This is a genomic window from Streptomyces camelliae (genome assembly GCF_027625935.1).
GTDB classification, from domain to species: domain Bacteria; phylum Actinomycetota; class Actinomycetes; order Streptomycetales; family Streptomycetaceae; genus Streptomyces; species Streptomyces camelliae.
This window is the reverse complement of sequence record NZ_CP115300.1, coordinates 2,522,137-2,544,467: the sequence shown is the minus strand read 5'-3', so window position 1 is coordinate 2,544,467 and position 22,331 is coordinate 2,522,137. Positions and strand designations below refer to the sequence as shown.

16 protein-coding genes and 2 pseudogenes are annotated in these 22,331 nt (G+C 71.8%); 14 read left to right on the top strand and 4 right to left on the bottom strand.

Annotation, left to right across the window (positions count from 1 at the left end; all coding sequences use genetic code 11):
- Positions 1–42: 42 nt before the first annotated feature.
- Positions 43–1,455, bottom strand: coding sequence for a dihydrolipoyl dehydrogenase (lpdA, locus tag O1G22_RS11435; protein WP_270081264.1), 1,413 nt, complete (start codon positions 1,453–1,455; stop codon positions 43–45).
- Positions 1,456–1,586: 131 nt separating this feature from the next.
- On the opposite strand from lpdA, the pseudogene O1G22_RS44845 reads away from it, so the two are divergent.
- From O1G22_RS44845 to O1G22_RS11410, 5 genes and pseudogenes are all read left to right on the top strand, one after another.
- Positions 1,587–1,967 (top strand): annotated as a pseudogene (locus O1G22_RS44845) (hypothetical protein); the annotation flags it as partial.
- Positions 1,968–2,353: 386 nt separating this feature from the next.
- Positions 2,354–2,638: pseudogene (locus O1G22_RS44535) on the top strand (alcohol dehydrogenase catalytic domain-containing protein); the annotation flags it as partial.
- Positions 2,639–2,960: 322 nt separating this feature from the next.
- Complete coding sequence (locus O1G22_RS11420; RefSeq protein ID WP_270081263.1) at positions 2,961–3,299, top strand: zinc-binding dehydrogenase; 339 nt, start codon at positions 2,961–2,963, stop codon at positions 3,297–3,299.
- A gap of 361 nt (positions 3,300–3,660) precedes the next feature.
- Entirely contained in the window at positions 3,661–5,190 is a 1,530-nt protein-coding gene (gene miaB, locus O1G22_RS11415; RefSeq protein WP_270081262.1) for a tRNA (N6-isopentenyl adenosine(37)-C2)-methylthiotransferase MiaB, read from the top strand.
- 242 nt (positions 5,191–5,432) lie between these two features.
- Positions 5,433–6,146: a class III extradiol dioxygenase subunit B-like domain-containing protein gene (locus tag O1G22_RS11410; protein ID WP_270081261.1), complete on the top strand. Its 714-nt coding sequence runs from the start codon at positions 5,433–5,435 to the stop codon at positions 6,144–6,146.
- Between the two features lie 370 nt (positions 6,147–6,516).
- On the opposite strand, the gene O1G22_RS11405 is transcribed toward O1G22_RS11410, so the two are convergent.
- Positions 6,517–6,801 carry an antitoxin gene (locus O1G22_RS11405; RefSeq protein WP_225101050.1) on the bottom strand — a complete coding sequence of 95 codons (285 nt, stop codon included), beginning with the start codon at positions 6,799–6,801 and terminating at the stop codon, positions 6,517–6,519.
- 24 nt (positions 6,802–6,825) lie between these two features.
- Entirely contained in the window at positions 6,826–7,137 is a 312-nt protein-coding gene (locus O1G22_RS11400; protein WP_270081260.1) for a hypothetical protein, read from the bottom strand.
- A 183-nt stretch (positions 7,138–7,320) separates the two neighbouring features.
- Between O1G22_RS11400 and miaA the strand changes: the two genes are divergently transcribed.
- From miaA to hflX, 6 genes are all read left to right on the top strand, one after another.
- Positions 7,321–8,259, top strand: coding sequence for a tRNA (adenosine(37)-N6)-dimethylallyltransferase MiaA (gene miaA / locus O1G22_RS11395; RefSeq protein WP_270081259.1), 939 nt, complete (start codon positions 7,321–7,323; stop codon positions 8,257–8,259).
- 269 nt (positions 8,260–8,528) lie between these two features.
- Positions 8,529–9,050, top strand: a complete 522-nt coding sequence (locus O1G22_RS11390) for a hypothetical protein (RefSeq protein ID WP_270086390.1) — start codon at positions 8,529–8,531, stop codon at positions 9,048–9,050.
- 73 nt (positions 9,051–9,123) lie between these two features.
- Complete coding sequence (dapF, locus tag O1G22_RS11385; RefSeq protein ID WP_270081258.1) at positions 9,124–9,999, top strand: diaminopimelate epimerase; 876 nt, start codon at positions 9,124–9,126, stop codon at positions 9,997–9,999.
- A 316-nt stretch (positions 10,000–10,315) separates the two neighbouring features.
- Positions 10,316–12,586 carry a RelA/SpoT family protein gene (locus O1G22_RS11380; protein WP_270081257.1) on the top strand — a complete coding sequence of 757 codons (2,271 nt, stop codon included), beginning with the start codon at positions 10,316–10,318 and terminating at the stop codon, positions 12,584–12,586.
- Between the two features lie 91 nt (positions 12,587–12,677).
- On the top strand, positions 12,678–14,198 hold the full coding sequence (locus O1G22_RS11375; RefSeq protein ID WP_270081256.1) for a M1 family metallopeptidase: 1,521 nt from the start codon (positions 12,678–12,680) through the stop codon (positions 14,196–14,198).
- Positions 14,199–14,357: 159 nt separating this feature from the next.
- A complete protein-coding gene (gene hflX / locus O1G22_RS11370) occupies positions 14,358–15,848 on the top strand; it encodes a GTPase HflX (RefSeq protein WP_270081255.1) in 1,491 nt (496 codons plus the stop codon).
- A 179-nt stretch (positions 15,849–16,027) separates the two neighbouring features.
- Here hflX and O1G22_RS11365 read toward each other — a convergent pair whose 3' ends face one another.
- The gene (locus tag O1G22_RS11365; RefSeq protein WP_270081254.1) at positions 16,028–17,245 is read right to left on the bottom strand and encodes a trypsin-like serine peptidase; all 1,218 of its coding nucleotides are present in this window, start codon (positions 17,243–17,245) and stop codon (positions 16,028–16,030) included.
- Between the two features lie 384 nt (positions 17,246–17,629).
- Here O1G22_RS11365 and O1G22_RS11360 point away from each other — a divergent pair, with 384 nt between their 5' ends.
- The 3 genes from O1G22_RS11360 (at position 17,630) to O1G22_RS11350 (ending at position 22,199) form a co-directional block, all read left to right on the top strand.
- Entirely contained in the window at positions 17,630–19,210 is a 1,581-nt protein-coding gene (locus tag O1G22_RS11360) for a diaminobutyrate--2-oxoglutarate transaminase family protein (RefSeq protein WP_270081253.1), read from the top strand.
- Positions 19,211–19,382: 172 nt separating this feature from the next.
- Entirely contained in the window at positions 19,383–21,329 is a 1,947-nt protein-coding gene (locus tag O1G22_RS11355) for an IucA/IucC family protein (RefSeq protein ID WP_270081252.1), read from the top strand.
- 90 nt (positions 21,330–21,419) lie between these two features.
- Positions 21,420–22,199 (top strand): GNAT family N-acetyltransferase, encoded by a 780-nt coding sequence (locus O1G22_RS11350; protein ID WP_428986347.1) that lies wholly within the window; start codon positions 21,420–21,422, stop codon positions 22,197–22,199.
- Positions 22,200–22,331 lie beyond the last annotated feature (132 nt).

Genomic DNA, 22,331 nt, shown 5'->3' with positions numbered 1-22,331 from the left:
TGCCCGGCCGGACCAGGGCCGCAGCGCGGCCACGCCGGCGGCTCACATGTTGATCATGTGGCCGGCCAGGCCGTGCACGGCCTCCTTGACGGCCTCGCCCAGAGTGGGGTGGGCGTGGACGTTACGGGCGACCTCGTGGACGGTGAGGTCCCACTGCTGGGCCAGGGTGAGTTCCGGGAGGAGTTCGGTGACGTCGGGGCCGATCAGGTGACCGCCGATCAGCTCGCCGTACGTGGCGTCGCTGATGAGTTTGACGAAGCCGGTGGTGTCGCCGAGGCCGTGGGACTTGCCGTTGGCGGTGAAGGGGAACGTGGCGACCTTGACGTCGTAACCGAGGTCGCGGGCCTGGGCCTCGGTGTAGCCGAAGCTGGCGATCTGCGGCTGGCAGAAGGTGGCGCGGGGGATCATCGCGTAGTCGAGTTCCATGGTCTCGGCCTCGGCGATCGTCTCGGCGGCGATCACGCCCATGGCCTCGGCGGCGTGCGCGAGCATCAGCTTCGCGGTGACGTCGCCGATGGCGTACAGGTGCGGGACGGAGGTGCGGCAGCGGCCGTCGACGTCGATGGCGCCGCGCTCGGTGACGCGTACGCCGGTGTTCTCCAGGCCGTAGCCGGTGACGTTGGGCGCGAAGCCGATCGCCTGGAGGACCTTGTCGGCCTCCAGGACCTGCGGGGTGCCGTCCTTGCCGGTGACGGTGACGCGGACCTGGGGCCCGGACTCGTCGATGGCGTCGACGCGGGTGGAGGTGAGGACGTCGATGCCGAGCTTGCGGTACTGGCGGGCGAGTTCGGCGGAGACCTCGGCGTCCTCCAGCGGGGCGACGCGGTCCAGGAACTCGACGACCGTGACCTTCACGCCGTAGTTGTGCAGGACGTACGCGAATTCGATGCCGATGGCGCCGGCCCCGGCGATGACGATCGACTGCGGCAGATCCTCGGCGAGGATCTGTTCCTCGAAGGTCACGACGCGCGTGCTGCGTTTCGTTCCGGGGAGCAGTTTGGGGGTGGCGCCGGTGGCGATGACGCAGTGGTCGAAGCCGAGGGTGCGGGTCTCGCCGTCGTAGCCGGTGACCTGGAGGGTGTGCGGGTCGAGGAAGCTGCCGCGGCCTTCGTATTCGGTGATCTTGTTCTTCTTCATCAGGTAGTGGACACCCCTGACGCGGCCGTCGGCGACCTTGCGGCTGCGGCGGTAGGCCTCGCCGTAGTCGAAGGAGACGCGGCCGTCGACCTTGATGCCGAAGGTCTTCGCCTCGCGGGTGAAGACGTGGGCGAGTTCGGCGTTGCGCAGCAGGGCCTTGGTGGGGATGCAGCCCACGTTCAGACAGACGCCGCCCCAGTACTTCTCCTCGACGACGGCGACGCGTTTGCCCAGCTGGGCGGCGCGGACAGCGGCGACGTAGCCGCCGGGCCCGGCTCCGAGTACGACAACATCGAATCGCTCGTCCTGCTCGACCACGGTCGTCCCTCTTCCATCGGTTCGGCTGCCGTTCGGTGACAGCTCTTATTGAAGGGGCCGACAGAGATCATCCGCGGCAGGCTGTGCCTGCGAGGGGGGGGCGGTTGCGTCCGGCTACGACGCCGCCGTCGATGTCCGGGACGGCGCCGGTGACCCGGTCGGTCCGGTTCGACAGGAGGGCTCGTGGCTGGCTGCAGGATCGCCGACATCGACTGGCGTCAGGGCGGCCAGGGCGTGTTTCAGAAGTGGATCAAGCGGTGATGTGCGGAGTCGGTGCGGCCGTATGCTGCACTCGCACGCAGGATCTCGGTCGTCAGATCGCGTACTGGGACAGCGTCGGCGCAACGAAGACGTTCACCCATCCAGTGAATCTCAGCTGGCTGGCGGGGGTGAGTCCGAACGCTCAGGTCCTGGACTACGGCTGTGGATACGGCCGCGTCATGGCTGAGCTGAGCGAGTACGGCTTCTCTGACGTCTCCTGGGTGGACCTGTCTCCCGCACTGATCGAGCGGGGCCGTCAACTGAGGCCCGACCTGCGCTTCGCCGTCCTGGACACCTACGAGGCCGACCTGGCCCTCGGTCTGCCCGAGGCGCCCGCGACTACACGGCCGCCGCCCAGATGCTCACCGCCCTCGGCATCGCCGAGCTGGACCTGCTCACCAACAACCCCGACAAGGCCGGCAGTTGGGCGACCGCCGCATCTCGGTCAACCGGACTGTCCCCACGGGCGTGCACACCACACGCAGCAACCTGCGCTACCTGCACGCCAAGGTCCGGCACACCCACCACACCATCGCCCTCGCGCCGATGGCGAGCCTGGCCGGCTGACTTCCCCGAGTCCCCCGGCCCAGCCGAACACCCGGCCCTCCCGGGCCACCTGACACCTCACGGAGAAGACATGAACCCACAGGCACGAGCCGTGCGTTTCGACCGGTACGGCGATCGTGACGTGCTGTACGTCACCGACGTCCCGATGCCCGAGCCGGGGCCCGGAGAAGTTGTCGTCGAGGTCCGCGCGGCCGGCATCAACCCGTTCGACGCGATGATCCGCTCGGGTGTGGTCCGGGACCTGTTCCCGGCGACCATCCCGTCCGGTCAGGGCAGTGACCTCGCCGGAGTCGTCGTGGCCGTCGGCGCGGGGGCCGACGAGCTCGCCGTGGGCGACGAGGTGCTGGGCTGGACGCCGGGTCCCGCCGCGCAGGCCACGCATGTGGCGGTTCCGACGGCACAGTTGGTGGCCAAACCCACCCGGCTGGGCTGGGAGCCGGCGGGCTCCCTGCACATGGTCGCCAGCACGGCCTACGCCGCCGCCCGTGCCGTCGCCGCCCGTGCCGTCGCCGCCCGGCCCGGGGAGACGGTCGCGGTCTCCGCCGCCGGTGGCGTCGGGACGTTCCTCGTGCAGCCGCTCACCGGACGAGGGGGGCGCGTGCTCGGCATCGCCTCGGCCGCCAACGCCGAGTGGCTGGAGCAGCACGGCGTCATTCCGGTGCCGTACGGGGACGGCCTTGGGGGAACGGCTCCTGCAAGCGGCGGGCGGCGACGGAATCGACGCTTTCATCGATCTCTACGGGCCGGAGCACGTCGATCTCGCAGTCGCTCTCGGCATACCGGCGAACCGCCTCCAGACGACCGTCGCCATGGAACGCGCGGCGGAATTCGGCGCCAGGACCGACGGCCGCCACAACGCGACCGCACGGGAGATCCAGGTGGAGCTGGTCGATCTGGTCGCCTCGGGCGCCGTTGAGATTCCGATCGCCGCCACCTACCCGCTGGACCGCGTCGCCGACGCCGTCGCGGAGCTGGAGCAGCGGCACACCCGTGGCAAGATCGTCCTGCTCCTCTGATCGAGGCTGTGGGCCATGCCTGGTCTCAGCCGATGGCGCGTGCCGAAGAGGCGACACCGCAGGGCCTGATCGGCCGGTGACCGGCGGGCGGCGACCACCGGCAACCGGCCGACCACCGGCAACCGGCGACGGCAGACCTGGTGGGCGGCCGTGGACAACGCCTACTACGTCGACGCCAGGATCCAGTCGCACACCATCTCGATGGCGCATCGCGTGAAACGCTCCACAGATCGTTGAGCTGCTTCAGTCGGCCCCCATACAGGGGAGACGACCAGCTCGCCACAGCCCCCACCATCCGTGGCGACAGCGCTACGCCAAGCGGGCGACAATCGGTGTCTCCGGGAACGCCTACCCTTGACCCATGACCAGCAGCAGCGACCGGAGCCGGGCAGTGGACCTTCGTTCATCCATGACGTACGAGATCCGCACCTACGGGTGCCAGATGAACGTCCACGATTCCGAGCGATTGTCCGGGCTGCTGGAGGAGGCCGGGTACGTGCGTGCGCCGGAGGGTTCCGACGGCGATGCCGACGTCGTGGTTTTCAACACATGTGCCGTGCGCGAGAACGCCGACAACCGGCTGTACGGCAACCTGGGCCGGCTGGCGCCGAAGAAGGCCTCGCGCCCCGGCATGCAGATCGCGGTCGGCGGCTGCCTCGCACAGAAGGACCGCGACACCATCGTGAAGAAGGCGCCCTGGGTGGACGTCGTCTTCGGCACGCACAACATCGGCAAGCTCCCGGTCCTGCTGGAACGCGCGCGCGTGCAGGAGGAGGCGCAGGTCGAGATCGCCGAGTCCCTGGAGGCCTTCCCCTCCACCTTGCCGACCCGGCGCGAGAGCGCCTACGCCGCCTGGGTGTCGATCTCCGTCGGCTGCAACAACACCTGCACCTTCTGCATCGTCCCGGCACTGCGCGGCAAGGAGAAGGACCGCCGCACCGGCGACATCCTCGCCGAGATCGAGGCCCTGGTCGGCGAGGGCGTCAGCGAGATCACCCTGCTCGGGCAGAACGTCAACGCGTACGGCTCCGACATCGGCGACCGCGAGGCCTTCAGCAAGCTGCTGCGCGCCTGCGGGACGATCGAGGGCCTGGAGCGCGTCCGCTTCACCTCCCCGCACCCCCGCGACTTCACCGACGACGTCATCGCCGCCATGGCCGAGACCCCGAACGTGATGCCGCAGCTGCACATGCCGCTGCAGTCCGGGTCGGACACGGTCCTGAAGGCGATGCGCCGCTCGTACCGGCAGGAGCGTTACCTCGGGATCATCGAGAAGGTGCGGGCCGCCATCCCGCACGCGGCGATCACGACCGACATCATCGTGGGCTTCCCCGGCGAGACCGAGGAGGACTTCGAGCAGACCCTGCACGTCGTCCGCGAGGCCCGGTTCGCGCAGGCCTTCACCTTCCAGTACTCCAAGCGACCCGGCACCCCGGCCGCGACCATGGAGAACCAGATCCCCAAGGAGGTCGTCCAGGCGCGCTACGAGCGGCTCGTCGCCCTCCAGGAGGAGATCTCCTGGGAGGAGAACAAGAAGCAGGTCGGCCGCACGCTGGAGCTGATGGTGGCCGAGGGCGAGGGCCGCAAGGACGGCGCCACGCACCGGCTCTCCGGTCGGGCCCCCGACAACCGCCTGGTCCACTTCACCAAGCCGGAGCAGGAGGTGCGCCCCGGTGACGTGGTCACGGTCGAGGTGACGTACGCCGCTCCCCACCACCTCCTCGCCGAGGGCCCCGTCCTCTCCGTGCGCCGCACGCGCGCGGGGGACGCCTGGGAGAAGCGCAACGCCGCCGAGGCCGCCAAGCCGGCGGGCGTCATGCTGGGCCTGCCCACGATCGGCGTACCGGCCCCGCTGCCGGCCGCCACGGGAAGCGGCTGCGGCTGCGACTGACCGGTCCCGCCCGATGGCTTCCGGGCCGGCAGGACTGCTTCCCGCCGGTCCGGTCCGACCATGTGCGTGCCGGCCGTGCCGGCCGTGCCGGTCCGACTACTTGTCGACAATCCGGACACAGGGGTACGAACTGACGGCCACGGTCGACGGCACGCGCAGGAGGCCGGGGAGCGGTTCGCCGAGCTGGAGTGGGACTCAGGTCCGATCACCCACTGACCGTCCGGCGGCGTACCCTGCCGGTCATGCTTGTCGCCGCCGCAGTCTGTCCCTGCCCTCCACTGCTCGTCCCCGAGGTCGCCGCGGGCGCCGCTCCCGAGATGGACGCCGCGCGCTCGGCCTGTGCCGACGCGCTCGGTGTGCTCGCCGCCGCCCGCCCGGACCTCCTGGTGGTCGTCGGGCCCGCCGAGCAGACCGGACGCGGGCCGTTTCCGCAGGGCACTCCGGGTTCCTTCCGCGGCTTCGGCGTCGACGTGGAGGTACGGCTGGGCCCGGCCACGGACACCGTCCCCCCGCGCGCATTGCCGCCCTCGCTGGCCGTCGCCGCCTGGCTGCTCGGGCGGACCGGCTGGGCGGACGCCCCGATCGAGGGGCTCGGCGTCGGGGAGCCCCTGGAGCCCGAGCGCTGCGTCGACACCGGCCGGGAGATCGGCGCACGGGCCGGCCGGGTGGCCCTGCTGGTGATGGGAGATGCCAGCGCGTGCCGCACGCTCAAGGCGCCGGGGTACCTGGACGAGCGGGCGGCCCCCTTCGACGCCGAGGTCGCGCGGGCGCTGGGCGCGGCGGACGTGGCCGCCGTGAAGGCGCTGGACGCCGAGCTGGCGTACGAACTGAAGGCCTCCGGCCGCGCCCCCTGGCAGGTCCTGGCAGGCGCCGCCGAGGGCACAGACCTCACCGGCGCGCTGCTGTACGAGGACGCGCCGTACGGCGTCGGGTACGTGGTCGCCACCTGGTCGTAGACCCGGCCGGCTGCAGCCTCACCTGGTTGTAGCCCCGGCCGGTCGCAGGCCCACCTGGTCGTGGACCCGGCCGGTCGCAGGCCCACCTGGTCGTGGCCCGGCCTGGTCGCAGACCCCGCTGAACCCGCCGGTCCCAGCCCACGGGCCCCGGCCGTTCGCCGTTCCCGGCCATCCCCGTTCCCGTTTCCGGCCGTTCGCCGTTCGCCGTTCCCGACCGTCCCCGTTCCCGGTCCCGGCCGTTGCCCGTACGCGGAAACGGCGGACGGCCGGGAGCCGATGTGCTCCGCGACCGTCCGCCGATCGGTGATCCGACCGTGTTCCGACCGTGTGCCGATCCGGTGTGCCGTGTTCCGCCTGCCGTACAGGAGGCTCAGGAAGCCGACGGCGGCTCCTCCGGCCGGACGGGCGTCGCCGGGTCCGCGGCGGGCGTGTCCGGGCCGCTGCCCTCCTTGTGCGCGAGGCGGTCCATCGCCTCCTTGGCCTTGCCGGTACCCGCATGGATCTTGTCGCTGTACTTGCCCTTGGTCCGCTCATCGACGGCCTTCGCGGCCTTGTCGATGCCGTGCTGGACCTTGTCCCCGTGCTGCCGCGCGAGGTCCGACACCTTGTCCTTGGCCGGGCCCAGCTTGGCCTTCATGTTGTCCAACAGACCCATGGTCCACCTTCCCTCGCGGGACAGTTACCTGCGGGCGCCCTCGCCGGCGGCGCTGTCGGCGGCCTCCTCGGCGGACTGCTGCTTGGGGATTCCGGAGCCCTCGGACGCCTCGTCCGCCCCGGCCTCCGACCGTGCCGGCACGTCCGCGTGCCCGTCTCCGGCCGAACCCTTCGCCTCCGCCGCTCCGGCTTCCTTCGCCGCCGCCTCCGACTCCGTCGATTCCGACTCCGTCGCCGCCGCCTCGGCTCCGTCCGGCTCCACACCGGCCGTCGCCTCGGTGTCCGACGTCTCCGGAGTCGCCTTCGACTTGCCGAAGATTCGAGCAAACACGCCCATTTCCACTCCCATACGGTACTCGTGCGGGCGAATTCCCGCGTCACCCGGTGCGTACGGTTGCGCCGCCCGGGTCACCGCCTCCGGCGGACCGGAGGCGGCACCTCGCCACGGGCAACGACGCGGAAACCCACTCGTCACGTAACTCGTTCGAGACCCCACCGGGAGGTTTGCGAAACTGGTGCGGTGAGCAGTGCACTCCCCACCCCCCGCGTCATCGCCGTCGTTGGACCCACCGCGGCCGGAAAATCCGATCTCGGCGTCTTCCTGGCCCAGCAGCTCGGCGGCGAGGTCGTCAACGCCGACTCCATGCAGCTGTACCGGGGGATGGACATCGGCACCGCCAAACTGACGCCCGAGGAACGCGGCGGCGTCCCGCATCACCTGCTCGACATCTGGGACGTCACGGTCACCGCCTCCGTCGCCGAGTACCAGAAGCTCGCCCGCGCCCGGATCGACGCCCTGCTCGCCGAGGGCCGCTGGCCGATCCTGGTCGGCGGTTCCGGCCTGTACGTCCGCGGGGCCGTGGACAACCTGGAGTTCCCCGGCACCGACCCCGAGGTCCGGGCCCGGCTGGAGGCGGAGCTGGCCCTGCGCGGCTCGGGCGCCCTGCACGCCCGGCTGGCCGCCGCCGACCCCGAGGCGGCCCGCGCGATCCTGCCCAGCAACGGCCGCCGTATCGTCCGGGCGCTGGAGGTGATCGAGATCACGGGCCGGCCCTTCACCGCGAACCTGCCCGGGCACGACTCGGTCTACGACACGGTCCAGATCGGCGTCGACGTAGCTCGTCCAGAACTGGACGACCGGATCGCGCGCCGCGTCGACCGGATGTGGGACGCCGGCCTCGTGGACGAGGTGCGCGCACTGGAGGCGCAGGGCTTGCGCGAGGGGCGCACGGCGTCGCGCGCGCTGGGCTACCAGCAGGTGCTCGCGGCGCTCGCCGGGGAGTGCACGGACGCGGAGGCCAGGGCCGAGACCGTACGCGCGACCAAGCGCTTCGCGCGCCGTCAGGATTCATGGTTCAGGCGGGATCCCCGGGTGCACTGGTTGAGTGGGGCCGCGGCCGACCGCGGGGAACTTCCGCACCGGGCGCTGGCGTTGGTCGAACGACCGGTTACAGCCTGATCACGTGATGGCATCGGGATGCGCCGCCGGTCATCCCGGCCTTCGGCGCCGTGCCATCATCGACCTTCGATCGACCAAGTGGAGCCTAGTTGGGAGGGCGCGTGGCGATGGAGGCCGGCCCTCGCGACACCGCACAAAGTGCCGAGCACGTCACCACCGTCGGCGCTGAACCGGATCCCGCCGACGCCTGTCCGACCGAGGACGGACCGACGCAGAACCGGTCGGCCGTCGACCGCCCGGACGGAGGCCGTCCGACCGGCGAGCGGCTGATGGACGGCCGGCTCGACGCGGACCGCCTGGACAGGGGCCGTCCGACCGGCGGTCATCTGCCGGACGACCGGCTCGACGCGGACCGCCTGCCGGGGGACCGGCTGGCTGACGACGGTCCCTACGAGTCCCCGGACGGGGTGACCGCCGACGGACCGACGCCCGAGGAGATGTACGAGAGCGGGCCCGAGGTCGAGGTCGAGCTGCGCCCGCAGCGCCGGCTGCGCATCTGGCAGCTCGCGCCCATCGTGGGCCTGTCCGCCGTCGGCTCCCTGATGTTCGCCTTCCCGCTCGCCTTCGACTTCGGCGACAGCGGTGCGGTGATCGCCATGCTGGGCCTGCTGATCTGCTCGTGCGCCGCCGGCTGGGGCATGATGGCCGCCCGCCGCGTGGGCTACACCTGGCCCGGCCTGCCCCCGCGCGGCTCCGGCCGCCGGGCCGACTGGCGGGTCGTCCTCGGGTACGTCCTGCTGGTGGCCGTGGTGGTCGTCCTGGCGGTGTGGCGCGTGGCCAGACTCCGCTGAAGCACCCCCTCAGGGCTCCGTACCCCCACCTCCGCTCGGCCCGCCCGGCGGAGCGACCCCGTACGATCGAGGAATGAGCACGCCCACGCGCATCCCCTTCCTCAAGGGGCACGGCACCGAGAACGACTTCGTGATCGTCCCGGACCCCGAGAACGCCCTCGACCTGTCCCCTGCCGCCGTCGCCGCCCTGTGCGACCGCCGGGCCGGCATCGGGGGTGACGGAGTGCTGCACGTGGTGCGGTCCGCGGCGCACCCGGAGGCGCAGGCGATGGCAGCCGAGGCCGAGTGGTTCATGGACTACCGCAACGCCGACGGCTCGGTCGCCGAGATGTGCGGCAACGGTGTTCGTGTGTTCGCGCGCTACCTCCAGCACGCCGGACATGTGGCCGAGGGAGACTTCGCGATCGCCACGCGCGCGGGCGTGCGCTCCGTCCACCTCGCGAAGGACAGGGACGTCACCGTCGGCATGGGCCGGGCGCTCCTCCCCGAGGGTGAGGTCACGGTGTCCGTCGGCGAGCACAGCTGGCCCGCGCGGAACGTGAACATGGGCAATCCGCACGCCGTTGCCTTCGTCGAGGACCTCGGGCACGCGGGCCGGCTGCTCGACCCGCCCCCGGTCAGCCCGGCCGAGGCCTACCCGGACGGCGTGAACGTCGAGTTCGTGGTCGACCGCGGCCCCCGCCACGTCGCCATGCGCGTGCACGAGCGCGGCTCCGGCGAGACCCGCTCGTGCGGCACGGGCACGTGTGCCGTCGCCGTGGCCGCCGCCCGGCGCGACGGCGTCGACCCCGCCGTGACCGGCACCCCGGCCACGTACACCGTGGACGTGCCCGGCGGACGCCTGGTCATCACCGAGCGGCCCGACGGCCAGATCGAGATGACGGGACCCGCCGTGATCGTCGCCGAGGGCGAGATCGACGGCGAATGGCTGGAAAACGCCGTCCGCTGACCGGGCGTCAGCGCCGAAGGCGCCTCCACAACAGCGGCCCCGGGCGCCCGGACCAGCGGTTTCCGGTGCGCACGGGCCGACCGCCGAACGACCGGGGCCGTTCGCAACCGCGGGCGCTCCCAGGCCAGGTGGCGCAAACCCTAAACCTCATTTCCGTCGCTCGAATGGGTGATCCGTTTCACGCTCGGCGAGAGGCGGTCGGTCACGCGTGGTGGGCTCGGTAGCATCAAGCACCGGCACGGACGGGGGAACGTCGCCATCCCTGAGCCGCGTACGCCTGGAGCCCCGTCCGCCGGTCCACGAGCCGGAGGTGCCCATGAGTGCGGAGGCCACGAACCCTGCGACCCCTGGACCGGTAGCGCCCGCAGCGACCGCGGCGGCCACCGCCCCCGCGGTACCCCGGGCGGACCGCAGGAAGTCCCGGCCCCGGATCGACCTGCGCAGGCTCGGCCGGGCCGCGCTGCTCGGCCCCGCCGTCCGCGGCAAACTGCCCGACGCCATCAGCCATGTCGTGGAGGCGCACCGCGCCCACCATCCCGACGCCGACCTCGACCCGCTGCGCCGTGCCTACGTCCTCGCGGAGTCCTCGCACCGCGGCCAGATGCGCAAGAGCGGCGAGCCGTACATCACCCATCCGCTCGCCGTGACCCTGATTCTCGCCGAACTCGGCGCGGAGACCACCACGCTGACGGCTTCACTGCTTCACGACACCGTCGAGGACACCGACGTGACGCTCGATCAGGTGCGGGAACAGTTCGGCGAGGAGGTTCGTTATCTGGTCGACGGGGTGACGAAACTCGAAAAGGTCGACTACGGGGCAGCCGCCGAGCCCGAGACCTTCCGCAAGATGCTCGTCGCCACCGGCAGCGATGTGCGCGTGATGTCGATCAAGCTCGCCGACCGTCTGCACAACATGCGCACGCTCGGCGTGATGCGCCCCGAGAAGCAGGCGCGGATCGCCAAGGTCACCCGCGACGTCCTCATCCCGCTCGCCGAGCGCCTCGGTGTGCAGGCCCTGAAGACCGAGCTGGAGGACCTGGTCTTCGCGATCCTCCACCCCGAGGAGTACGAGCACACCAGAGAGCTCATCGCCGAGAACGCCGCCCGCCGGGACGACCCGCTCAATGAGGTCGCCGACGAGATGCGCGGGGTGCTGCGCGAGGCCGGCATTCCGGCCGAAGTCCTCATCCGCCCCCGGCACTTCGTCTCCGTCCACCGCGTGGCCCGCAAACGCGGCCGGCTGCGCGGCGCCGACTTCGGCCGCCTGCTCGTGCTCGTGGGCGAGGACGCCGACTGTTACGGAGTCCTCGGCGAACTGCACACCTGTATGACGCCGGTGGTCTCGGAGTTCAAGGACTTCATCGCCGTACCGAAGTTCAACCTGTACCAGTCGCTGCACACCGCCGTCGCCCGCCCCGACGGCCAGGTGGTCGAAGTCCTCATCCGCACCCACCAGATGCACAAGGTCGCCGAGGCCGGCGTCGTCGCGCTCGGCAACCCGTACGCCCCCGCCTCCGACACCTCCGCCTCCGACACCCCGGCCTCCGACGCCCCCGCCGACGGCGAGCGCGCCGACCCCACTCGCCCCGGCTGGCTCTCCCGGCTCCTCGACTGGCAACAGGCCGCTCCCGACCCCGACACCTTCTGGTCGACCCTGCGCGAGGACCTCGCCCAGGACCGCGAGATCACCGTCTTCCGCCCCGACGGCGGCACCCTCGGCCTGCCCGAGGGCGCCACCTGCGTCGACGCCGCCTACGCGCAGTACGGCGAGGACGCACACGCGTGCATCGGCGCCCGGGTCAACGGCCGCCTGGCCACCCTCAGCACTGTCCTGAAGGACGGCGACACCGTCCAGCTCCTCATGGGCCAGGACCCGGCCTCCGAGCCCTCCCGCGAGTGGCTGGAGCACGCCCACACCCCGGCCGCCCGCATCGCCATCCAGCGCTGGCTGGCCACCCACCCCGGCGGCGCCACCGGGACGGAGGAGCCCAGCGGTCCGCGCACCGAACCGGCCGACACCGCGGCCTGCGCCCGCCCCGCGGACAGCGCCCCCGCACGGAGCACGGCGCGGGAGAGCACAGCCAGGCAGACCACGGCCCGGGACAGCTCGGCGGAAGGCACCGCCCGCTCCCGGGACGCGGACGTCCTCGCGGACCGGCCCGGCGCCGCCGTGCGGCTGGCCGGCTGTTGCACCCCCGTACCGCCCGACGAGATCACCGGCTTCGCCGTACGCGGGGGAGTGGTGACCGTGCACCGCGTCGAGTGCGCCACGGTGGCGCACATGAAGAGCCGGGGGCGCGCGGAGATCGGCGTGCGCTGGGGGAATGCCACCGAGATCCGGGTCACGCTGGTCGCTGAATCGTTCGGCCGCCCCCATCTGCTCGCCGATCTCACCGAGGCGATCTCCTCCACCGGCGTCGACATCGTCTCGGCGACCGTGGAACCGCCCAGCCAGCAACGGGTACGGCACACGTACACCCTCCAGCTCCCCGACGCCGCCCACCTGCCGGCTCTGATGCGCGCCATGCGGGACGTGCCGGGCGTGTACGACGTGGCCCGCGCCCAGCACCAGGGCCCGGCCCTCTGAGCGACACCGGGAGGCCCCGGACCGAACCCGTTCGGGTGGGGCGGGCGCGCGTCGCCGTCGTAGCGCGGCGGCGCACTGGTAGCGGTGGTGCATGCTGCTCACCCCTCGTTCCCGGCGCACCCCCCGGATCTCCCGGCACCGCAAGGCGGCCCTGCTCGCCTCCGCAGTCTCCGTCTGCCTCCTCGCCGCCGCGGCCCCGGCCGAGCCCCTGGGCATCGGCGACCGCCTCTACCCGTACCTGGGCAACCCCGGCTACGACGTGGCGTCGTACGACCTGTCCTTCACCTACCCCGGCCGGAACGACAAGCCGCTGGACGCCGTCACCACCATCGACGCCTGGACCACCGCCGACCTGGAGCACCTCAACCTCGACTTCACGCACGGCACCGTCCGCTCCGTCGAGGTCGACGGGCGCCCCGCGGACTTCGCCGAGGCCGGCGAGGACCTGGTCGTCACGCCCGACCACCCCCTGTCCGAGGGCAGCTGGACCCGGATCACCGTGCGGCACACCAGCGACCCCGTGCCCACCAAGGACCACGACGGCGGCTGGGTGCAGACCACCGACGGACTCGCCATGGCGAACCAGGCCGACGCCGCCCACCTGGTCTTCCCGTGCAACGACCACCCGTCCGACAAGGCGATGTTCACCTTCCACATCACCGCCCCGAACGGTTACACGGCCGTCGCCAACGGACTGCCCGCCGGAGCGGACCGGGTCGGAAAGACCACCACCTGGACCTACCGCACCCAGCACCCCATGGCCACCGAACTCGCCCAGGTCTCCATCGGCCGCTCCGCCGTGCTGCATCGCGAGGGACCGCACGGACTGCCGATGCGGGACGTCGTACCCAGCGCCGACGCCAAGGCCCTCGAACCATGGCTGGCAAAGACCCCCGACCAGATCGCCTGGATGGAGAGCAAGGTCGGCCCGTACCCCTTCGAGACGTACGGCGTGCTCATGGCGCAGGCCTCCACCGGGTTCGAGCTGGAGACCCAGACCCTCTCGCTCTTCGAGAAGAACCTGTTCACCGAGCCCGCCTATCCCCAGTGGTACATCGAGTCGATCATGGTGCACGAGCTGTCCCACCAGTGGTTCGGCGACAGCGTGAGCCCGCGCGCGTGGTCCGACGTCTGGCTCAACGAGGGGCACGCCACCTGGTACGAGGAGCTGTACGCCGAGGAGACCGCGCACCGGCCCATGGAGGACCGGATGAAGGCCGCCTACAGCGCCTCCGACAGCTGGCGCGAGGCCGGCGGCCCGCCCGCCCGGCCCAAGCCGCCCACGCCCGGCCAGAAGATCGGCATCTTCCGTCCGAACGTCTACGACGGCGCCGCGCTCGTGCTCTACGCCCTGCGCCAGCAGATCGGCCGCCCGGCCTTCGAACGGCTGGAGCGGCTCTGGGTCCGCACCCACCGGGACTCCACCGCCACCACCGCCGACTTCGTCCGGCTGGCCTCCGCGGTCTCCGGCCGCGACCTGAGGGGCTTCTTCCAGGACTGGCTGTACGGCGAGAAGACCCCGCCCATGCCCGGCCACCCGGACTGGAAGCCGACGGCACCGGTCAAGGACGCCGAACCCGCCACGTCCGCGGGGTCACGGAGCGCGCGATAACACGGTGACGAGGCGGGCCGCCTCGTGCGACCATCGTCGGGTCGGCGCGAGACGGGACACGGGAATCTCCCGGGGTACTCGTACGTTATGTCACACGAGCGGTCCGGACGACCGCCGTACCGACGCCGAAACGGCACTCTCCATCGACGTAAGGATCCAATGACCTCCTCTTCTTCCCCTTCCCAGGAGACCAAGCGCCTCGCGCACGCCTATCCCGAGGGTCTTCGGGCCGATGCCCTGATGGAAGAGGACGTCGCCTGGAGCTACGAGATCGACGGCGATCGGGACGGCGAGCAGTTCGACCGCTCCGAGCGCGCGGCCCTGCGCCGTGTGGCGGGTCTGTCCACCGAGCTGGAGGACGTCACCGAGGTCGAGTACCGCCAGCTCCGTCTGGAGCGGGTCGTGCTCGTCGGCGTGTGGACCACCGGCACCGCCCAGGACGCCGACAACTCTCTCGCGGAGCTGGCCGCCCTCGCCGAGACCGCGGGCGCGCTCGTGCTCGACGGCGTCATCCAGCGCCGGGACAAGCCCGACGCGGCCACGTACATCGGCTCCGGCAAGGCCGTCGAGCTGCGCGACATCGTCCTTGAGACCGGCGCCGACACCGTCATCTGCGACGGTGAGCTGAGCCCCGGCCAGCTGATCCAGCTGGAGGACGTGGTCAAGGTCAAGGTCATCGACCGTACGGCCCTGATCCTGGACATCTTCGCCCAGCACGCCAAGTCCCGCGAGGGCAAGGCGCAGGTTGCGCTCGCCCAGATGCAGTACATGCTGCCGAGGCTGCGCGGCTGGGGCCAGTCGCTGTCCCGGCAGATGGGTGGCGGTCGCGGCGGCCTCGCCACGCGTGGCCCCGGTGAGACCAAGATCGAGACGGACCGGCGCCGGATCCGCGAGAAGATGGCGCGGATGCGCCGGGAGATCGCGGAGATGAAGACCGGCCGCGACCTCAAGCGCCAGGAGCGCCGGCGCAACAAGGTGCCGTCCGTCGCCATCGCGGGCTACACCAACGCCGGCAAGTCCTCCCTGCTCAACCGCCTCACGGGCGCCGGCGTCCTGGTCGAGAACGCCCTGTTCGCGACCCTGGACCCGACCGTCCGCCGCGCGGAGACGCCGAGTGGCCGGCTGTACACGCTGGCGGACACGGTCGGCTTCGTCCGCCATCTGCCGCACCACCTGGTCGAGGCGTTCCGCTCCACCATGGAGGAGGTCGGCGACTCCGACCTGATCCTGCACGTGGTGGACGGCTCGCATCCGAACCCCGAGGAGCAGCTCGCCGCCGTGCGCGAGGTGATCCGGGACGTCGGCGCCACCGACGTGCCCGAGATCGTCGTGATCAACAAGGCGGACGCGGCCGACCCGCTGGTCCTCCAGCGGCTGCTGCGTGTCGAGAAGCGCTCCCTCGCGGTCTCGGCCCGCACCGGCCAGGGCATCGAGGAACTGCTCACCCTGCTCGACCAGGAGCTGCCCCGCCCCGCGGTCGAGATCGAGGCCCTCGTGCCGTACACCCACGGCAAACTCGTCGCCCGCGCCCACGCCGAGGGCGAGGTCATCTCCGAGCAGCACACGGCGGAGGGCACCCTGCTCAAGGTTCGGGTGCACGAGGAACTGGCAGCGGACCTGGCACCGTATGTTCCGGTGTCAGCGGCCTGACCCGTGACGGAACGAAAGGCCCGCTCCCTGGTGAAGGGGAGCGGGCCTTTCAGCGTCCCGTAAGGGCTGCGGGGCTGTATCGACATGCGGCTCCGCCGCTTGGGCGGGAACTGCCGATGACAGGCCGTCAGCCGCCCACGCGCCGCCGTCAGGCGGACGAGAAGGCGACGCGACCCCCCTTACTGCCCAGCGAACTTCTTGCTGACGGACTGATACACACCCTTGGCCACATCACCGAACCGCGGCCCGGCCAGCCAGCCCGACGACACCGGACCGATCGACGTGTTGGAAACCAGCGCGGGCTTGCCGTCCGCACCGGTCTCCACCCAGCCCCCTCCGGAGGAGCCGGCGGTCATCGTGCAGCCGATCCGGTACATCGTCGGGTCGGACTTCTGGATGGACAGCCGACCCGGCTTGTCCGTGCACTGGTAGAGCAGCTGCCCGTCGAACGGAGCCGCCTCCGGGTAACCGGACGCGGTGATGCGGTTCACCTTCGGCACCGCCGGGGCGTTGAAGTTCACCGGCAGCGCCCCGCCGACCGTCTCCTCCAGCGACTTGCCGCCGTTGCCCTGCTCCGGCGTCACATGGATCACCGCGTAGTCGTACGAGGCACCCGAGCCGCCGGTCTCACCGCCGTTGTCGATCCACTGCTGCGAGGTCTGTGCAGCGTCGGCCCACCAGACGCCGAAGGGCGCGATCTGGGACTTGCTGGCGCTCTGCAGCTGGTCGAGCGACTTGGCGGAGTTGTTGTACGACGGCACGAAGGCCATGTTGCGGTACCAGCCGCCGTTCTTGCCGGCGTGCACACAGTGACCCGCCGTCCAGACCAGGTTGGACTTGCCCGGGTGTGCGGGGTCCTCCACGACCGTGCCCGAGCACACCATGTGGCCCTCGGGGGAGTCGAAGAACACCTTGCCCGACGTGGCCGCGTTCACGTGGTACGGCGCCGCCACCGCCTGCGCCTTCACCGGCTGCGGGGTGGGGTCCGTCACGCCCTGGTCGCCGGAGATGTCGTTGTCGTTGACGCCCTTGGTCGGGTCGTTGGCGTGACGCATCCGGTCCGGGTCCCACAGACCCTTGATGATCGGGTTGACGAAGTCGTTGGCCTCGCGCAGCCAGTCCTGCTTGTTCCAGTTCTTCCAGGCGCCGTTCTTCCACTTGTCGATATCGATCCCGTGCTCCTTCAGCTTCTGCTTCAGGTCGTCCGGGATCCTGATCTTGCCGTCGCCGGCCGCGGCCGCGGAGGCGGACGGCTTGCTGTCGGCGTTGTCGTCGCCGTTGCAGGCGGTGGCGGTCATCGCCAGCGCCGAGACGAGGGCGACCGCCGCGAGCGAGCTGGAGGTGCGGCGGGTGCCCCTCCCTCGCCGAACGGTGAACGACGGCCGTATGGATCGCATGCTCTTGACTCCCCCTGTGCTGAAGGAACTCGGCGCTTGTGCCGTGCCACCGACGCCGAACTCATGAGGAGTTCATGCCGGTCTCACGGCGTTCTTGGAACGGCGTCCCACACTATGCCCTCGCTGTGGGGGACTTCCGATGGAACGGCAACGGTTCGGCTACAGCCGTCTGACCTGGCCGATCCTCGGTGGGCGTACCGATGTGACAGCCACTCACCCCGCCCGGTCGCCGAACCCCCGTCGTTTTCCCGCTCACATGGCAATCTTCTGCCCTTGACCCGTAACCCGCCGGGCGGTCCGCGGTTGTAGCGGTGGGGGGCCAGCTGCCTGTCTTCGGTCCCCGCGGATCAACTCGCCTCTGAACAGCGGGGAGGACAGCGAGCCGTGGCCGTTACGGAGTCGGTGGCTGGGGGTGCGCCCGGGGAAGCGCGTGGTGTGCACGAGGGGATCCTCAGACGCCAGTCGGCGCGGGAGTCCTCCGCCCGCACGTATGCCAGGGCGCTGCCCATCGTCCCGGTCCGGGCGCGCGGGCTCACCATCGAGGGCGCCGACGGCCGCCGCTACCTGGACTGCCTTTCCGGCGCCGGCACCCTCGCCCTCGGCCACAACCACCCGGTCGTGCTGGAGGCCATCCGCAGGGTCCTGGACTCCGGCGCCCCCCTCTCCGTCCTGGACCTGGCGACCCCCGTCAAGGACGCCTTCATCACCGAGCTCTTCCGCACCCTGCCTCCCGGCCTCGCGGACCGGGCCCGCGTCCAGTTCTGCGGACCGGCCGGCACCGACGCCGTCGAGGCCGCGCTGAAGCTGGTCCGGGCCGCGACCGGCCGCACCGGCATCCTCGCCTTCACCGGCGCGTATCACGGCATGACCGCCGGCGCCCTGGCCGCCTCGGGCGGCGCCCGCGACATCCAGGTCGCCCGCCTGCCCTACCCGCAGGACTACCGCTGCCCCTTCGGCGTCGGCGGCCCCTACGGCGCCGAACTCGCCGCCCGCTGGACCGAGTCCCTCCTCGACGACCCCAAGTCCGGCGTACCGCTGCCCGCCGGCATGATCCTCGAACCCGTGCAGGGCGAGGGCGGGGTGATCCCCGGACCGGACGACTGGCTGCGCCGTATGCGCCGGCTCACGGCCGACCGGTCCATCCCGCTGATCGCCGACGAGATCCAGACCGGAGTCGGCCGGACCGGCGCCTTCTGGGCCGTCGGCCAGAGCGGCATCACCCCCGACGTCATGGTCCTGTCCAAGGCCATCGGTGGCAGCCTTCCGCTGGCCGTGATCGTCTACCGCGACGACCTCGACGTCTGGCAGCCCGGCGCCCACGCCGGCACCTTCCGCGGCAACCAGCTCGCCATGGCCGCGGGCACCGCCACGCTCGCCCACGTCCGCGAGAACGGCCTCGCCGCCCGAGCCGCCACCCTCGGCTCCCGCATGCTCACCCAACTCGCCGAACTCTCCGCCCAGTTCGCCTGTGTCGGTGAGGTACGGGGACGCGGACTGATGATCGGGGTCGAGCTGGTCCACCCGGACGGCGAGCCGGTGCACCTGGGTGGCGAGCCCGTGCACCCGGACGGCGACGGTGCCGGCGACAGCGCCGCGCCCGGTGACCACGCCCACGGGACCGTCGCTCCCGCACCCGCCCGCACCCCGCGCCCGGCGGCCCCCGAACTCGCCGCAGCCGTGCAACGCGAGTGTCTCCAGCGCGGGTTGATCGTCGAACTCGGCGGCCGGCACACGTCCGTGGTCCGGCTGCTGCCCCCGCTGACGATCAGCGACGAGCAGGCTGCGGCCGTACTGGACCGCCTGGCGGACGCGGTCGCCGCGGTGGCCCGCCGCCACGAGAAGCACGGCCCTCAGCACTCCCCACAGCAGGACTCCCAGCGCGGTCCGCAGCGCGACTCCCAGCAAGGTCCGCAGTGCGGCCCCCAGCACGGCCGGCGGCACGGCCCTGCCCAGCGCGCCGGCTGAGCCCCGCACCTCCACCGCCCGGTCCCTCCCCTCCCTGCCGCAGGCCCTCGTCACCGCGAGCCCCCGGCGCCGCGAGCCACTGCGCCGCCCACGGCCACCGCAGGCCACCAGGGAACGCCCACCGGGCGACAGCACGAGCCCCGCACCCACCAGCCGGCCCCGAGGAACCGTCATGAACGCCACTCCCACTCCCGACGGCAGCTCCGGTTCTCCCGAAGAACAGGGAGACTCCGGCACCCCGCCCTCGTCCGTCCCGCTCGCCGAGTCGGTCCCCCAGCAGAAGCGGCGCACCGCGGACCTCACCCGGGTGACGGAGCCCGGCGCCGACCTGCTGGAGGACCCCGACCCGCGCACCGCGGCCCAGTGCGCTGCCACGGAGAACCTGCTGCGGTGCTGGGTGCGCGAGAACGACCTCGCGGCACCCACGAGCGGCACCCTCCGCCTTCCGCTTCCCGCCAGCGGCACCTCCCTCCTCGCACCGGTCCGCTACTGGTCCCCGACGGGCTGGCACCGCTTCGGCCCGCCCCGCCTCACTCACGCACCCGATTCCGCCCCTCCTCTCGACGCCGTCACGCTGGCCGCGCTGCTCGCCCGGGAGTCGCCCGCCGCCCCGCCCGCTGCCCCAGCCCGCGCCGCGACCGGCCGCGGCGACGACGGCGACCTCGCGGCCAGGGTCGCCGACTCCCTGCGCCGCACCGCGACCTTCATCCGCGACCGCCGAGAACACCCCACCGAGGTCCCCGATCTCTTCCTCGGCGCCGAGCAGGCCCTCCTCCTCGGGCACCCCCTGCACCCGACCCCCAAGAGCCGCGAAGGCCTGAGCGAGTCCGAAGCCGCCCTGTACTCACCCGAGGTGCACGGCTCCTTCCCGCTGCACTGGATGGCTGTCTCCCCCTCTCTGCTCGCCACCGACTCGGCATGGACCGAGCGCGGCCGCTCCGTCCCCGCCGACCACCTCACCCGGCGCCTGGCCGGCCCCGGACTTCCCCTGCCCGACGGATACGCCGCGCTGCCGCTGCACCCGTGGCAGGCCCGCGAGCTGCGCCACCGCGCACCCGTCGCCGCCCTGCTGGACTCCGGCCTCCTCCGCGACCTCGGCGCCTACGGCGCCGCCTGGCACCCCACCTCCTCCGTACGTACGGTCCACCGATCCGGCGCCCCCGCGATGCTCAAGCTGTCGCTGGGCCTGCGCATCACCAACTCCCGCCGCGAGCACCTGCGCAAGGAGCTCCACCGCGGAGTCGAGGTGCACCGGCTGCTGCGCACCGGCCTGTCCCGGCAGTGGCTGGCGGACCACCCGGGCTTCGACATCGTCCGTGACCCGGCCTGGCTGGCCGCCGACGACCCGGACGGCCGTCCCGTGCCCGGACTCGACGTGCTGATCCGGCACAATCCGTTCGCCCCGGCCGACGACGTCGGCTGCGTCGCCGGGCTCGTCTCGCCCCGACCCCTCGCCGAGCCCGGCGACACCCCTTCCGCGCCGCGAGCCACCTGGCCGATGGGATCCCGGCTGGCCCAGCTCGTGGCACGGCTGGCCGCTCGTACCGGCCGACCCGTGGGAGCCGTTGCCGCGGAGTGGTTCCTGCGCTACCTGGAGCAGGTCGTCCGGCCCGTGCTCTGGCTGGACGGCGAGGCCGGCATCGCCCTCGAAGCCCATCAGCAGAACACCCTGCTCCTGCTCGACCGCGACGGCTGGCCGGCCGGTGGCCGCTACCGCGACAACCAGGGCTACTACTTCCGCGAGTCCCGGCGGGCCGAACTGGACGCCCGGCTGCCCGGCATCGGTGAGCGCAGCGACACCTTCGTGTCCGACGAGGTCACCGACGAACGCTTCGCCTACTACCTCGCCGTCAACAACGTGCTGGGGCTGATCGGCGCCTTCGGCTCCCAGCGCCTCGCCGACGAGCGCCTGCTCCTCGCCGCTTTCCGCCGCTTCCTCACGGACCTCGCCTCGGGGCCCGCCCCACTGCGCACGTCCCTGCCCGGCCGCCTGCTCGACTCACCCGTCCTGCGCTGTAAAGCCAACCTGCTGACCCGGCTGCACGGCCTGGACGAACTCGTCGGCCCGGTCGACACCCAGTCCGTCTACGTCACGATCACCAACCCCCTTCATTCCTGAGCGATCCGCCTTCATTCCTGAGCGATCCGCACCGCCCGACCGCATTTCCCGAGGACCATGACCCACCTCGCCTCCTGAGAGGAGCGCACCGTGCCTCCCACCGACGCGACCGCCGGCAAAAGCCCCGCCCGCGTTCACCCGGGCGTCCCTGCCCGCCCCGACCCACCAGCGGACGGCGCCGGCAGCCGAGACACGCCATTCACCGGGTTCACCATCGAGGCCGACGACGAGGACGTGGAGGACACCCTCGACCTGCACCTGCCCGCCGACTTCCTTGCCCGTTTCGTCGCGGGGACTGCCTGCCTTCTCGACCGGCTTCCCACGTGGGGGCCGGTCGTCACCCCCGTCGGCTCCTTCCACCTTGTGCCGGTGCGTATCGACGACGACCTGCCGCTCGTGCACCGCTGGATGAACGACCCCGAGGTCGCCCGGTCCTGGGAGCTGGCCGGGTCCCAGAGCCGGACCGAGGAGCACCTACGGGCCCAACTCGACGGCGACGGGCGGAGCGTGCCGTGTCTCGGCGTACTGGACGGCACACCGATGAGCTACTGGGAGATCTACCGGGCGGACCTGGATCCACTCGCCCGCCACTATCCGGCCCGTCCGCACGACACCGGGATCCATCTCCTCGTCGGTGGGGCCGCGGATCGCGGGCGGGGGCTCGGATCCGCCCTGCTCCGAGCCGTCGCCGACCTCATCCTCGACCGGCGCCCGGCATGCGCCCGTGTCGTAGCGGAACCCGATCTTCACAACACCCCCTCCGTCGCGGCTTTCCTGAGCGCCGGATTCCGGTTCGTCGCCGAGGTCGATCTGCCCGGCAAGCGGGCCGCCCTCATGGTCCGGGACCGAGTCCTGCGCGATGTTCTGTAGCGCTGGGTGACCGAGCGTTCACAGATTGAACGTCCCCCGTTCCGGCGAGGTTCCCGCTCGATCAAAAAATTCCGCGGCGGCCGAGAAACCCAAGAATCGTCCGCTGCCTCCGCCCTCCTTCCTCCCGTCCCA